Here is a 14,125-nt window from a genome sequence, read left to right as displayed (position 1 = left end):
ACCATTCTACTGCACAGTGACCGCGCTTTTACCACCGGCCGAAGGCTGCACCAGTATTTTTACGGCGATCCGTTCCGTCATCTCCTGCACGTGCGAGATCACGCCGACTTTGCGGCCCATCGCCTGCAGGCCGTCCAGCGCGTCCATCGCCACGCGCAGCGTCTCGGCATCGAGGCTGCCGAAGCCTTCGTCGATGAACAGCGATTCGACCCGCACGCGGTTGGACGACAGCGAGGCCAGTCCCAGCGCCAGCGCCAGCGACACCAGGAACGATTCGCCGCCGGACAGCGAATGCACGGAGCGCATCTCGCCGCCCATGTCCAGGTCGCGCACCAGCAGCGCCAGGGAAGGGCTGGCCGGATTGCTGATGCGTTCCAGCTGGTAGCGGCGCGCCAGGTGGTTCAGGTGGGCGTTGGCGTAGCCCAGCAGGACGTCCAGCGTGAACTGCTGGGCGTAGTTGCGGAACTTCTTGCCGTCGGCGGAGCCTATCAGGTCGTTCATGCGCGCCCAGCGCTGCTCGATGGTTTCCTGCTGTTCGATCTGCGCCAGCATGGCTTGCGATTGCCGGCGCTTGGCGTCGTCCTGCGCCAGCGCCAGTTGCAGCGCTGTGGCCTGGTCCTGCGCCGTGCCGCGTTCCGTGGCGAGCGCGTTCAGCGCCGCAGCCAGTTGGGCGATCGGCGACGGCGCGGCGGCGGCCGCGTCGTTGTCGCCATCTGCTTCGGCCGGGGGCGTGCGCTCCGGTGGCGCGGACAGCTGGTGCTCGACGCGCTGGCGCTGGCGTTCATTCAGCACGGCGGCGGCGTTGTCGGCGGCGCGGTCGATGGCTTGCAGCGCGGCGCGTTCGGCGTCCACGTCGTCGGCGGAATGGGCCAGCAGTTCGTGCAGATGTTCCAGGTCGCGCAGGCCGGCGTCGGGCTGGCGCTGCTGGAATGCGGCGACCCAGTCGGACAGCTTTGCCACGGCCGTCGTCGATGCGCCGTGCAGCGCCGCCAGCCGTTGCGTGGCCTGGGCCAGCGCCTCGTCGGCGCGCGCGCGGGCTTGCGCCGCATGCTGCGCCGCGTTTTGCAGTCCCGCCAGCCGCTCCCTGGCGGCATCGATGGCGGCGTTGAGCGCCGCTTCGACATCGCGTACTTCCTTACCGCCCCACAGCGCCATGCGCTGCTGCTGCATGTCCTTGAGCGCGGTGTCCGCGCTGCTGTAGGCGACGCGGGCGTTGACGGCGTCCAGGCCGGCCCTGGCCTGCGCTTCGGCGAGCGCCTTCACTTCCAGCTCGATGGTGGCGATGGCGGCGGCGCGTTCGTCATGCGCCGCGCGCTGCGCCAGCCATTGCTTGCTTTCGGCCTGCCGGGCTTCGTGGAATCGGGCCGGGCCGGCTTTCCAGTCGTCCTTCCAGTCTTCGCTCGGAATGTCGCCGCCGCTGAAGGCCGGGTCCAGGTCGGACAGCAGGCCGCTGAGCGTGAGTGCGATGTCGATGCGCTGATCGTCGAGCGCCTTGTATTCGGTGTTCGATTGGGCGAGCGCGGTCTGTGCGTGGGCGGCGATGCCTTGCAGGCGCGCGTGCTCGGCGGCCGCCAGGTCGTAGGCGGATTGCGCCTGGTCGCGCGCGGTGCGGGCGGCGTGCATGTCCCGTTCCTGCCGTTCGACGGCTTGCAGCGCGTCGCGCACCTGCTCCAGCTGGGTGACGAACCAGCCGGTGCGTTCCGGTTCCGGCGGCAGCGACGCCGAAAGCTCCGATGCCGCATCGCCTTGAGCGGCGGCCTGCATGTGGCTCTGCCAGGCGGCGGCGACGCGCTCCAGCGCCTGCGCCACGGCACGGCCTTCGCTGGTCAGCGCGTTCAATTGTTCAAGGCTGGCCTGCTCGGTGGCGCGTTGCGCCGCCTGCTGATTGACGTTGGCCTCCATCTGCTGGCGGCAGCGTACCACTTCCGCCTGGAACTCGGCCAGCATCGCGTGCAGGCCGCCGTCGTCCTGCCGGTATGGATGCTCATGCGATCCGCAGACGGGGCAGGGTGCATCGTCTTCCAGCGCGGCGCGCAGCGATTCCACGTTCTTGGCGCAGGCGGCTTCCGCCAGCTTCAGCGAACGCTCGGCCTGCGAGAAGGCCGCCAGTATGCCGACGCCTTCCTGCTGCGCGGCCTTCAGTTGAATCTCGGCGGCGGTCACCGCCTGCCGCAGCTGCGCCGACTGCGCCTCGATATGTGCATGGCGGGTTTGCCGCGCATCGAGTTCGATCCACAGTTTTTCCGCAGCGGCCAGTCGATCGCGGCGCTGCTCCAGATCGTGGCGGGTAGTCTGCAACTGGTCGGCGGGGAAGGCCGCCAGCACACGTGCCGCTTCCTGCCGCTGCGCGTCCAGCGTTTGCATGGCTGCGCCGGCGGCGGCCAGCTTGCCGCTGGCGTCGGCCTCCTCGTCGCGATGCGCCCTGGCGTTGCGCTGCACGCGGGCCAGTGAGCTGCTCAGCTTCTCCGCTTGCGACGCAGCCTGGCCGGCCTGTACGAACAGCACATCCCAACGCTCCCACGACTGCGCCATCGTTTGCCATTGCTTGTGCTGCGCCAGCCAGGTGACGGCCGCCTCGTGCTGCGCGGCCAGGCGCTTGCGTTCGTCCTGCCGTTCTTGCAGCGCGGCCCTGGCGACTGCGTCCGCCTGGTCGGCCTTCTCGCACGCGGCGGCGGTTTGCCGGTAGGTCGGCAGCATGGCCTCGATGCGGGCGTCCAGCGCCTTGGCCTGGTCCAGCTGCGGCGCGGCGTTGCGTTGCGCGGCTTCCGATTCTTGCACTTGCGCTGCGGCTTGCGCTTGCGCCGCCGTGGCGCGTTCGAGCGCCTGCGCGGCGAGTGCCGCATCCTGTGTGCTGCTGGCGATGGTGGCCTGGGTGGCGGCGATGTCCGCGCCGATGCGCGCGATGTCGTCGGCCAACGGGCGCGCCGGCTGCACCGCCGCGATGCGCGCCAGCGCGGTGCGGCGTGGCGCCGATGCTGCCACCTCGGCGACGGCGACCTGGCAGGCTTGCTGCGCCAACTGTTCATCGTCGGCCAGCTTCGCGGCCTGCTTGTGCCAGCGCAGTTCCTGTTCCAGCTCCAGCTTTTGCTGTTCCTGCACTTGCAGGGCTTCGGCGGCGCTTGCGCGCTGCGCTTCCAGCTCGCCGCGCTGCTCGGCGCTCAGCGGCTTCTGGTCGGCCAGGCGGGCGATCAGGCTTTGCAAGGCCGCCTGTTCCTGCTTGGCGCGTTCGAAGGCGCGCATCGAGATCTCGGAATAGACAGTGCTGCCGGTCAGCGTCTCCAGCAGCTCGCCGCGTTCGTTGTCTTCGGATTTGAGGAAGGCGGAGAATTCGTTCTGCGCCAGCAGCACGGCGCGCGTGAACTGCTCGAACGACAGGCCGATGCGCTTCTCGATCTCCACCTTGACTTCGGTCTTGGTGCCGCCTATCGCTTGCAGCGCCGGCAGCAGGAGCAGCGACATCTGGGTCGGCTGCAAGGCGCCTTCGGCCTTGGTGCGCGAGCGGCGAACGCTCCAGCGGGCGCGGTAGGAGGCGCCGTCGCTGCCGACGAAATCGACCTCCGCATAACCTTCGGCCGTGCCGCGCCGCAGCAGCGTGCGCGGGTCCTGCGTGGACACGGTTTCCGCGCCGACGTCGGCCAGGTAGTTGCGTCCCGCGACCTTCAACAGGCGCGGGGTGGCGTCGTACAGCGCCAGGCAGAGCGCGTCGAGCAGGGTGCTTTTGCCGGCGCCGGTCGGGCCGCTGATCGCGAACAGGCCGGTCGACGCCAGCGGCTCCTGTTCGAAGTCCACGCCGAATTCGCCGGCCAGCGAGGCCAGGTTCTTGCCGCTGATTTTCAGGATTCTCATGGCTGCCTCGATGTCAGCATGAGTTCCGTGAAGGCGCTCAGTTGGTCGGGCGGCGCGTCGTTGTCGAATCTTTGCCTGTACAGCTGGCGGAAGATGTCGTCCGGCTTGAGCTGCTCCAGCCGGTCCAGCGTCATCACTTCGTCGTCGATGGAGGTGTTGCGCGCCGCGCTCGATGTCTCGATCTTGGCCAGCCGCACAGGCTTGCCGTCCAGCGCCGCCTCGACCCGCGCGCGCAGGCCCGGTTCCGGCGCGTCCAGCAGGACGCGAACCTCAAGGAAGGGCTGCCGTTCAGGCTCCGCCTGCGGCAGGTCCAGCGCCGCCAGTTCCTCCAGCACCTGCGCCAGCGGCGCCGGTTTGGCCGGCACCCGCAGTAGCGCGACCGCGCGCGGCACCATCAGCGGCGTGATCTCGCGCACGTTGGCGCCGTCGATGTCGATGCGCAGGATCTGGTGGCTGTATCCCACCTCCGCGAACGACAGCGGGATCGGACTGCCGCAGTAGCGGATGTGCTGCTGCTTGCCGACGTTTTGCGCCAGGTGCAGGTGCCCCAGCGCGGCGTAGGCGATGTCCGGCCCGAAGATCCCGGCCGGCAGCATCTCGGTGCCGCCGATGACGATGCGGCGCTCCGAATCGTTGGACATCTGGCCATCGACCATGTGGCAGTGGCCCATCGCCAGTATCGCCTGGCCGGCCTGGCGCTTGGACTGCGCCAGTTCCAGCGTCTGTTGGTAGAGCAGGGCGATGCCCGCTAAATAAGGATCGGGAGCGGGATCGGCGCCATCTTCCGCCGGCAGGCGCGGCACGTCGCCAGGCCGCAGGAAAGGCACGGCCAGGCACCAGGCCTCCACCGCGCCGCCACGTCCGGTGAGCGGCAGCACCAGCGGCTCCAGGTCGATCTCGCCGTCGGCCTTGCGCTGCACGGCGCCGACCACCCGCGTGCCGTGCGCCTCCAGCAGCGGTCCCGGCGCCTCCAGCCGTCCCGGCGAATCGTGGTTGCCGGCGATGATGACGAGGTTCAGTTGCGGCGCGCGCTCCCTGGCCTGCTGCAGGAAACGGTACAGCTGCTTCTGCGACGCCGACGAGGGATTGGCGTTGTCGAAGATGTCGCCGGCGATCAGCAGCGCGTCGGCCTGCTCGGCGGCGATGGTGTCCAGCAGCCAGTCCAGGAAGCACTGGTGCTCGTAGGTGCGCTCGAAATTATGCAGGGATTGGCCGAGATGCCAGTCGGAGGTGTGCAGCAGACGCATGAAGATGTGTAATCAAAACAGCCGGGAAGCGCACAATATAGCGCAAGATGGACCCGGACGAGTTGATAAAAGTGGATACGCCGCTGGCTAGGCCGCGTTGCTGGCCGCCGCCGGCAGCGCCGGGCCGGCGCGATAGGTATTGCGGCCGGCCTGTTTGGCCTCGTACAGCAGCACATCGGCGCGGTGCAGCAGCTCGGCCGGCGTGATGTCTTCGTCCCGGTAATAGGCCAGGCCGATGCTGGCCGAAATCGACACCACCGTGCCATCGAGATCGAACGGCGCCTGCATCGCGGCGACGATCTTGGCCGCCAGCGCCGCGGCGTCGTCGACGCGGGCGATGCGCTCCATGATGATGGTGAACTCGTCGCCGCCCAGCCGGGCGATGGTGTCGCTGGCGCGCATGGCGTGCGTCAGCCGCGCCGAAAACGCCTTCAGCAGCGCGTCGCCGACGCTGTGGCCATAGGTGTCGTTGACCGGCTTGAAGCGGTCGATATCCATGTACATCACCGCCATCAGGCCATGGTGTTCGCGGCTCGCCTGCATGCTGTCCTGGAGCCGCTGCACGAAGCCGGCGCGGTTGGTCAGGCCCGTCAACGCATCCACCTGCGAGAGCTTGAGCAGACGCTGTTTCTCGCGCTTCTGCGCGGTGACGTCCTGCCGCATGACGTGGAAGCCGATCACGGACACACCGTCTTCGTCCATCTGCGGGATGTAGACCACCTCGAAGGTGCGGCCGATGGTGGAGTCGGGATCGTCCTCCTCGAAGGTCAGCGTTTCGCCTGCCAGCGCGCGCTTGATGTAGGGCGACAGGAAGCGGTAGCGCTCCTCGCTGATGGTGGTGTCCACGGCCTTGCCCAGCACCGACACGCCATTGCGGTTGAATTCCCGTTCGTAGGCGAGGTTGTGGAAGCGGTAGATTTCCTCCGAGTCGATGTAGGCCACCATGGCCGGCAGCGTGTCGGCGATGGTGCGCAGGCGCGCCTCGCTCTCGCGCAGCGCCATCACGGATTTGCGCACGTGGGTGATGTCGTCCACCGTGCCGACGTAGCCATAGACCTGGCCGTCCACCACCATCGCGGCGATCTTGAACGAGATCCAGATCATCATCCCGTCCGGGTGGACGCAGCGCATCGTGTCCTGGTAGGGGACGCGGGTTTCTGCCATGTGCTTCAGGGCCGCCTTGAGCACCGGGCGGTCGTTCGGATGGATGGCGCGCATCCATGAATCGCCGAGCGATTCCTCGCGCGTCAGGCCGGTGATGAATTCGAAGGTGCGGTTGACGTAGGTGCAGTGGCCCTGGGCGTCCGCGCGGATCAGGCCCAGTGGCGAGGCGTCGTTGACGGCGGCCAGCTCCGCCTGGTTTTTGCGCATCGCCAGTTCGCTTTCCTTGCGCGGCGTGATGTCGCGCGTGGTCACCGCCACGCCCTCGTCGATGGCGACGATCTGGTGGTGTAGCCACAGGTGGGCGCCGCCCGGCAGGTGGTCGGCTTCGAACTCCTCCTCCATCGGCCGGCCGGTGATCAGCACCGTCTTGTACTTGTCGATGTAGCCCTTGGTGTGCAGCGCCGGCAGCACTTCCAGCAGGCGCTTGCCTTTCAGTTCGGCGGCGGTGGCGCCCAGCAGCGCCGCGCCGCGCTCATTCAGGTCGGCGATGGTGAAGTCGACGATTTCCTTGGACGGTCCGCGCATGCGGCAGGCCTTGAACAGGTAGACCGCGTCCATGCTGGCGTCGGCCGCCGCGCGCAGCATGGTCTGGGCTTCGGTGATCATGCGCGCGCTGCGCCGCAAGCGGTGCGCCTGCTGCATCAGCAGGCCGACGAACAGCAGCATCAGCACCGAGGCGGTGGCGGCGGCGCCGTAGTACATGTCGCGCCGGTGCGTGTAGCCTTCCATCGCCGACTGCACCGGATTGCCGACCACCGCCAGCAGCAGGTAGCGCGGCATCTCGGCGTAGCCGTAGATGCGCTCGACGGCGTCGAACGGACGCGCCAGCAGCAGCTCGTCCTGCTGCGCGCCGTCCTGCGCGGCGGTGAAGTCGATCGAATCGCTGATGATCAGCTGGTCGTCGACGCGCGCGGTGGACATGCCGTTCTCGCGGCTCACCAGCAGCACGGCGCCGCCGGGTTCGACGTTGAGGCGGTCGTAGTCCTCGACGAAGGTGGCCGGGTCGATCATCACCATGATGATGCCGGCGAACTCCCCCTTGGCGTCGTTCAGCCGGCGCGTGATCAGGATCTGCCATTTCTTGGTGCGCGGCTCGACCACCGGTGTCGACACCAGTGGCGTGTCGACCGGCGTGCCGGCGTGGTGCTGGAACAGGGACTGGTCGTGCATGTCCGGCGGGAAGTAGCCGTTGCGGCTGTCGATCAGGCGGCCGTCGGGGCCGACCAATGCCAGCGGCAGGTCCAGCTTGGACGGCAGCAGCGAATCGAGCAGGCCGTTCCTGCGAGTGAACTCGGCCAGCCGCAGCGCGCCGCCGGTCTCCTCGAATTTGAGCTTGAACAGCTGGGTGGCGTGGTCGACCTGGCGCAGCAGGTGGTTGGTGTGTTCGGCCAGCGTGCGCGCCTGCGACTGATTGTGCAGCACCGCTTCGTAGCGGGCGGTCTGGCGCTCCTGGCCGAGTTGATAGGCCACCGCCGCCCACATGGCGGCCAGCAGCACCAGCGCAAAAACGGGCAGCAGGACCGCGCGATACAGGCGGCGGAAAAAAATCACGATCGGGCGCGTGGCGGTATGGGTCATTGAAAGTCTTGGGTCACGGCGAAATCTAAGCTGTACCGCAATGTGGATATTCTGCACGGAAATATCACGTTTGTGGCCGGCCAGTCAAAAAAAACCACTTTCCGATCACAGGCAATGTTGATTTCTTTATTAGAATAGCGGTCATGACCGAATTGATAATCAGCCTGGCCGCGGCGCGGGCGCTGCACCTGGCGGCGCAGGGATTGCTGCAACCGCGCCGCCGCAAGGCGCGCCAGGCCGACGTGTTGGATGCGATCCGCCGGATGGGCGTGCTGCAGATCGACACCATCCACGTGGTGGCGCGCAGTCCCTACCTGGTGTTGTGGAGCCGCCTGGGCGACTATCCGCAACCGTGGCTGGAACAGGCGCTGGCGGCCGGCCAGCTGTTCGAGTACTGGGCGCACGAGGCCTGCTTCGTGCCGATCGAGGACTACGGCCTGTATCGCCACCGCATGCTCGATCCGGCGGCGATGGGCTGGAAGTATTCCGAGACCTGGATGCGCGAGCGCCGCGCCGAGGTCGACGCGGTGCTCAACCACATCCGCGTCAACGGTCCAACGCGCTCCTCGGACTTCGAGCGCACCGACGGCCAGAGCGGCGGCTGGTGGAGCTGGAAGCCGGAGAAGCGTTCGCTGGAAGTGCTGTTCACCTCCGGCGCGCTGATGATTGCCGCGCGCGAGAACTTCCAGCGCATCTACGACCTGGCCGAGCGCGTGCTGCCCGGCTGGGACGACCGCCGCATGCCGCACATCGACGACACCCGCCGCGCGCTGGTGCTGAAGGCGGTCAAGGCGATGGGCTGCGCGCGCGCCGCCTGGATCGGCGACTACTTCCGCACCAAGCCGCCGCGCCTCGACCCGGCGGAGCTGGTGGAGCAGGGCGCCCTGCTGCGCGCCTGGGTCGACGACTGGGACGATCCGATCTACGTCCATCCCGATCACGCGCCGCTGCTGGAGGCCGCCGCCGCCGGCACGCTGGCGCCGACGCTGACCACCATCCTGTCGCCGTTCGATCCGGTGGTGTGGGACCGTCGTCGCGCGCTGGAGCTGTTCGGCTTCGATTACCGGCTCGAATGCTACACTCCGGCGGAGAAACGCAAATACGGCTACTTCACGCTGCCGATACTGCGGCGCGGCGCGCTGGTCGGCCGGGTGGACGCCAAGGCGCACCGGCGCGGCGGCGTGTTTGAACTGAAGTCGCTGGTGCTGGAGCCGGGTGTGCGCGTCAGCGACCGTTTCGTGCGCGACGTCGCCGGCGCCTTGCAGCGCCTGGCCAACTGGCACGAATGTCCCGAGATACGCATCGTCCACGCCGCGCCGGAGGGCTTCGCGCCGCTGCTGCGCGCCGCGCTGGATCACAACATCAAAGAAATGGAAGCCGCATGATGGGAGTTCAATGAGCCTGCCCGCCGCCCCCGACAGCCTGCTGGGCCCCGACGGCCAGCCGCTGTTCGGCCGCTACGCCGGCCAGGTCGGCCACATCGACTGGAGCCGGCTGGCCGCGCCGTTCGCGCGCAACCGCCTGTGGCGCCGCTTCCACCACAAGCGCTGGCACTACGTGGCGCTGTGCACCGAACAGCTGTTCTGCGCGGTCGCCATCGTCGACCTGGGCTGGACCAGCACCGCCTTCGCCTATGCCTTCGACCGCAACGACGGCGACATGCTGGCCAACTTCGGCGAGAACGGCTTGCCCGGCCTGTCGGCGCGGCTGGCCGACCATGCCGGCGCGTCGAGCCGCTTCAAGACGCGCAAGAGCAGCATCGCCATCGACAGCCGCGGCGACGGCAGCTTCGGGCTGACGCTGCGCTGCGACTACCTGGAGATCGACGCCGAATTCGGTCCCGGCGCCTCGCCGCTGCTGCTGGCCGCCGGGCCGGTGGCGCATGGCTCGGTGCATGCGACGCAGAAGTCGTCCGGCATGCCGCTGAGCGGCGAAGTGCGGACCTTCCGCGAGGACTACGACCTGGCCGGCGGCGTCGCCAGCTTCGATTACTCCAACGGCCTGCTGGCGCGGAACACCGCGTGGCGCTGGGCCTCGGCGCACGACCTGGAGATGGGCTTCAATCTGCAGTCGGGCTACTTCGGCGGCAACGAGAACGCGCTGTGGCTGGACGGCCAGGTGCACGCGCTGGCGCCCGCGCACTTCATCTACGACAGCAGCGATCCGCTGTCGCAGTGGCATATCTTCACCGAGGACGACCTGCTGGAGCTGTACTTCACGCCCGAGGGCGCGCGCCGCGACGACCAGAACCTGGTGGTGGCGGCCAGCCGCTACCTGCAGCCGGTCGGCACTTTCACGGGCTGGGTGCGCAGCGCGCCGGATCAACCGAAACGCGTGGTCACGCAGATGATGGGCGTGACCGAGGACCATGCTTCGCGCTGGTAGTCGCCGGTACAACAGGAGCATCGCAGCATGAGCATCAGGAATCTCGACCGATTGTTCCAACCGCGTTCGGTGGCCGTGATCGGCGCCTCGGACAACCCGCAGCGCATCGGCACCCGCGTGCTGGCCAACCTGGCGCAGGGTAGCTTCGCGCGCGGCGGCGGCGCCATCTGGCCGCTCAATCCCAAGTACCAGGTGCTGCACGACATGCCGTGCTACGCGCGGGTGGCTGCCTTGCCGTCGGCGCCGGACCTGGCGATCGTGTGCTCGCCGCCGTCCACCATCCCCGGCGTGATCGCCGAACTGGGCGCGCGCGGCACCCGCGCCGCCATCGTCATGACGGCGGGGCTGGACGGCTTGCGCGCCGGCAGCCGCAGCGTGCAGCAGGCGATGCTGGACGCGGCCAGGCCCTACCTGATGCGCATCCTCGGGCCGGGCAGCGTCGGCCTGCAGTCGCCGGCGGCGGGGCTCAACGCCAGCTTCACCCACATCGCCGCCGATGCCGGCAAGCTGGCCTTCGTGTCGCAATCGGGCGCGCTGGGCACGGCGGTGCTGGACTGGGCCAGCCTGCGCGGCATCGGCTTCTCGCGCTTCGTGACGATGGGCGGGGTCGCCGACGTCGACTTCGGCGACCTGCTGGACTACCTGGCCGGCGACGTCGAGACCGAGGCCATCCTGCTGTGCATCGAGGATGTCAGCAACGCGCGCAAGTTCATGTCGGCCGGACGGCTGGCGGCGCGCGGCAAGCCGGTGATCGTGCTGAAGGTCGGGCGCGACGCCGCCCCCGGCGCCGACCTGGTGTTCGACGCCGCGATCCGCCGCGCCGGCATGCTGCGCGTGCACTCCACCGAGGACCTGTTCGACGCCGTCGAGACGCTGGCGCGCCAGCGCCCGCAGCGCGGCGAGCGGCTGGCGGTGCTGACCAACGGCGTGGGCCTGGGCCTGATCGCCGCCGACGCGCTCGAATGCAGCGGCGCGCGGCTGGCGCCCCTGTCGGCCGAGACCCAGCGCCTGCTCAAGCGCGCCGACGCGCCGCTGGACAATCCCGTCAACCTGCTGGCCGACGTGCCGGTCGAGCGTTACACCAGCGCGGTGGAGGCGCTGCTGCGCGAATCGCAGGCCGACGCGCTGCTGTTCCTGCACGCGCCGACGGCCATGGTGGACAGCGGCCGGATCGCGGCGGCGGTGGCGCCGCTGATGCGCTCCGCGTCGAAGAACGTGCTGTCCTGCTGGCTGGGCGGTCGCGCGGTGGCGGCCGCGCGCCAGCTGTTCGCCGACGCCGGCCTGCCCACCTACGACACGCCGGAAAAGGCGGTGCACGGCTTCCTGCAGATCGCCCAGTACCGCCGCAACCAGGAGCTGCTGATGGAGGTGCCGGCGCGCCTGCCCGCGACCTCGGCGCCGGAGCGCGCGGCGGCGCGGGTGCTGGTGGCGGCGGCCCTGGCGTCCGGCCGTGGCGCCTTGTCCGACCAGGATGCGCGCGCGCTGCTGTCGGCCTACGGCATCGCGCTGGCCACGCCGCAGCAGGCCGCGCTGACCGGCCACACGCTGGCGGCGGCCCGCATCCAGACCGGCACCGACCCGGTGTTCGGGCCTGTTGTGTTCTTCGGCCAGGGCGGTATCGCGGCCGAGGTGGCGGCCGACCGCGCCGCCGGCCTGCCGCCGCTGAACATGGTGCTGGCGCGCGACATGGTCGGCCGCACCCGCGTGGCGCGCCTGCTGGCGCAAGGCCAGACCGAGGCCGACGCGGACGCGCTGTGCCGCACGCTGGTGCAGGTGGCGGACATGGTGGCCGACCTGCCGCAGCTGGCCGAACTCGATCTCAATCCGCTGCTGGCCATCGGCGGCGCGGTGGTGGCCCTGGCCGCGCAGGTGCGGCTGGCGCCGGCCCGCGCTGGCGGCGCGCTGGCGATCCGTCCCTATCCGCTGGAGCTGGAGCAGGAGCTGGACTGGCAGGGCGGGCGCATCCTGCTGCGGCCGATCCGGCCGGAGGACGCGCCGCAGCACCAGGTGTTCTTCGCCGCGCTGGACCCGGACGACGTGCGGCTGCGCTTCTTCACCGCCATGCGCGAGCTGCCGCCGTCCCAGCTGGCGCGCCTGACGCAGATCGACTACGACCGCGCCATGGCCTTCATCGCCACCCGCAACGGCGCCAACGGCGAGCCGGAAACGCTGGGCGTGGTGCGCGCCGTGGCCGACGCGGACAACCAGTCCGCCGAATTCGCCATCATCGTGCGTTCCGATTTGAAAGGGAAGGGGCTGGGCTACATCCTGTTCCAGAAACTGGTCGATTATTTCCGCAGCCAGGGCACCGGCGAGATCGTCGGCGACGCGCTGGCGGAGAACTTCGGCGTGCAAAAACTGGTGCGCCATTTCGGCGGCGTGGTTTTGCCGCATCCCGAGGCCGGAATGGTGCGTCTGCAACTGCCGTTGCGATAGCATTCGCGGCCGGGTTGTTATATATTGATGTGTATAACGCAAGGCCGCAGATTTGTTCTAGGTCAAAGCGTGTTTGTCGGCTTTATTTACACTTTTACTTCCGCTCTTTGCCGCCCATCCGGGCGTTTCGCAACTTCAGCCTTGGGAGTCAGAATGTTAACTGCCACATATACTCTGGTAGCCCTGTCGGTGGAGCACGCCAGTGTCCGCCTCAGTTTGTTATCGTTCCAAAAGTATGTGCGCTCCACGCTGATGCATCAGAACAGCATTACCCTTTCGCAGCTGGAATACGCCTGCGAAAACCTCAACAGCCTGTACCAGGCCTGCCACTGGCGCAAAACCGAGATGTACCTGATCCCCGCGCTGCGCGAGGCGACCGAGCGCGCCGACCAACTGCTGGACGAGCTCAACCGCCTGAACCAGTCGGCGCTGCTGTCGATCCGCATGCTGCAGGAAAAGCTGGGCTCGGTGGCCGACGTGCGCGAGGACCAGGTCAACCTCATCTGCGAAAGCATCGAAACCTTTTGCTCCTCGCTGCTCAAGCGGCTGGAGAAGGAGGAGCAGGAACTGTTCGCCATCGCCCGCAACGCCATCGCCGGCGAGACCTGGTTTTCCATCGCGAATCAATTGATGATGCACGACAAGCATCTGGAAGAAATGAAGCGCGCCGGCATGACGGCGGTGGCGGCGGTCGACGCGGCCAAGCCCAAGGCGGTGGCCGCGCGCAACCTGGCCGGCGCCCTGCGCGTGGTGGATGACGGCCAGATCAGCATTCCCGGCCTGCAGGTGTTGCCGATGATTAGTGTCGAGGAAAGCGAGGCGCAAGCGGCGCCGGCGCCCCAGGTCCGTACCACCCGGCAGTTGCCGGCGATGAAATAACCGCCCAATTAGCATACGCTTCGGGCAAATTCCCCTTGCTTTGCTATGATGGTGGTTTTAGCCATCTCATAGCGCACCATGTTCGATTTCATCTTCAAGCGAACTACCGACCAGGCGGCCGATCAACAGGCCGCCGAGGCGACTCCCGAGCAGGGCGCCGCCGCTGCCGCATCGGCCAGCCGCCGCGAGGAGCAGGCCCAGCGCGCCGCCGCGCTGGCGGGCGACGAGGCCGCCGCCGTCGAGCTGATACTGCAGAGCGAATTCGCCGGCGTGCGCCTGGCCGCCGCCGAGCATGTGCAGTCGCAGCCGCAGCTCGAACGGGTGCTGCAGGCCATGCGCAACACCGACCGCCGCGTCGCCAAGCTGATGCAGGGACGGCTGGACGCGATCCGCTACCAGCAGGCCGAGCAGCAAAAAGCGCAGGCTTGCCTGGAGCTGGCCCAGCGCCTGCTGCAGGATGAGAAGCTGACGCCCAACCAGGTGGCCGACCTCGACCGCCAATGGCAGATCACCGCCGCCGTGCCGGCGCTGGCCGAACCCTACGCCGCCGCGCGCGCCGCGCTGGCGGCCCGCCGGGAAGCGCAGGTCAA

Annotated in this window: 7 protein-coding genes and 1 pseudogene; 5 read left to right on the top strand and 3 right to left on the bottom strand. The window is 68.5% G+C overall.

Features of this window, described 5'->3' with window-relative positions:
- Positions 1–6: 6 nt before the first annotated feature.
- From HUX88_RS18745 to HUX88_RS18735, 3 genes are all read right to left on the bottom strand, one after another.
- Positions 7–3,846: an AAA family ATPase gene (locus HUX88_RS18745; RefSeq protein ID WP_176362754.1), complete on the bottom strand. Its 3,840-nt coding sequence runs from the start codon at positions 3,844–3,846 to the stop codon at positions 7–9.
- A complete protein-coding gene (locus tag HUX88_RS18740; protein ID WP_176362753.1) occupies positions 3,843–5,093 on the bottom strand; it encodes an exonuclease SbcCD subunit D C-terminal domain-containing protein in 1,251 nt (416 codons plus the stop codon). The genes HUX88_RS18745 and HUX88_RS18740 overlap by 4 nt, the downstream gene beginning before the upstream one ends.
- 87 nt (positions 5,094–5,180) lie before the next feature.
- A complete protein-coding gene (locus HUX88_RS18735; protein WP_176362752.1) occupies positions 5,181–7,835 on the bottom strand; it encodes a diguanylate cyclase domain-containing protein in 2,655 nt (884 codons plus the stop codon).
- 143 nt (positions 7,836–7,978) lie between these two features.
- On the opposite strand from HUX88_RS18735, the gene HUX88_RS18730 reads away from it, so the two are divergent.
- The 5 genes and pseudogenes from HUX88_RS18730 to HUX88_RS18710 all read left to right on the top strand — a co-directional run.
- The gene (locus HUX88_RS18730) at positions 7,979–9,220 is read left to right on the top strand and encodes a winged helix-turn-helix domain-containing protein (RefSeq protein ID WP_176362751.1); all 1,242 of its coding nucleotides are present in this window, start codon (positions 7,979–7,981) and stop codon (positions 9,218–9,220) included.
- Between the two features lie 10 nt (positions 9,221–9,230).
- The gene (locus HUX88_RS18725; RefSeq protein WP_176362750.1) at positions 9,231–10,220 is read left to right on the top strand and encodes a DUF2804 domain-containing protein; all 990 of its coding nucleotides are present in this window, start codon (positions 9,231–9,233) and stop codon (positions 10,218–10,220) included.
- Between the two features lie 27 nt (positions 10,221–10,247).
- Positions 10,248–12,656 (top strand): bifunctional acetate--CoA ligase family protein/GNAT family N-acetyltransferase, encoded by a 2,409-nt coding sequence (locus HUX88_RS18720; protein WP_176362749.1) that lies wholly within the window; start codon positions 10,248–10,250, stop codon positions 12,654–12,656.
- A 153-nt stretch (positions 12,657–12,809) separates the two neighbouring features.
- Positions 12,810–13,535: a hypothetical protein gene (locus HUX88_RS18715; protein WP_117013686.1), complete on the top strand. Its 726-nt coding sequence runs from the start codon at positions 12,810–12,812 to the stop codon at positions 13,533–13,535.
- A 78-nt stretch (positions 13,536–13,613) separates the two neighbouring features.
- Positions 13,614–14,125, top strand: a pseudogene (locus HUX88_RS18710) (DUF349 domain-containing protein); the annotation flags it as partial.

The organism is Duganella sp. BJB1802 (assembly GCF_013369445.1).
GTDB lineage: Bacteria > Pseudomonadota > Gammaproteobacteria > Burkholderiales > Burkholderiaceae_D > Rugamonas > Rugamonas vulcania_A.
The sequence above is the reverse complement of the archived record's forward strand: the minus strand, read 5'-3'. Positions and strand labels throughout refer to the sequence as shown.

What these genes read in the sequence shown, in the direction of transcription:
- HUX88_RS18745 (WP_176362754.1), bottom strand. Translation starts at nt 3,846, where the DNA reads ATGAGAATCCTGAAAATCAGCGGCAAGAACCTGGCCTCGCTGGCCGGC.
- HUX88_RS18740 (WP_176362753.1), bottom strand. Translation starts at nt 5,093, where the DNA reads ATGCGTCTGCTGCACACCTCCGACTGGCATCTCGGCCAATCCCTGCAT.
- HUX88_RS18735 (WP_176362752.1), bottom strand. Translation starts at nt 7,835, where the DNA reads ATGACCCATACCGCCACGCGCCCGATCGTGATTTTTTTCCGCCGCCTG.
- HUX88_RS18730 (WP_176362751.1), top strand. Translation starts at nt 7,979, where the DNA reads ATGACCGAATTGATAATCAGCCTGGCCGCGGCGCGGGCGCTGCACCTG.
- HUX88_RS18725 (WP_176362750.1), top strand. Translation starts at nt 9,231, where the DNA reads ATGAGCCTGCCCGCCGCCCCCGACAGCCTGCTGGGCCCCGACGGCCAG.
- HUX88_RS18720 (WP_176362749.1), top strand. Translation starts at nt 10,248, where the DNA reads ATGAGCATCAGGAATCTCGACCGATTGTTCCAACCGCGTTCGGTGGCC.
- HUX88_RS18715 (WP_117013686.1), top strand. Translation starts at nt 12,810, where the DNA reads ATGTTAACTGCCACATATACTCTGGTAGCCCTGTCGGTGGAGCACGCC.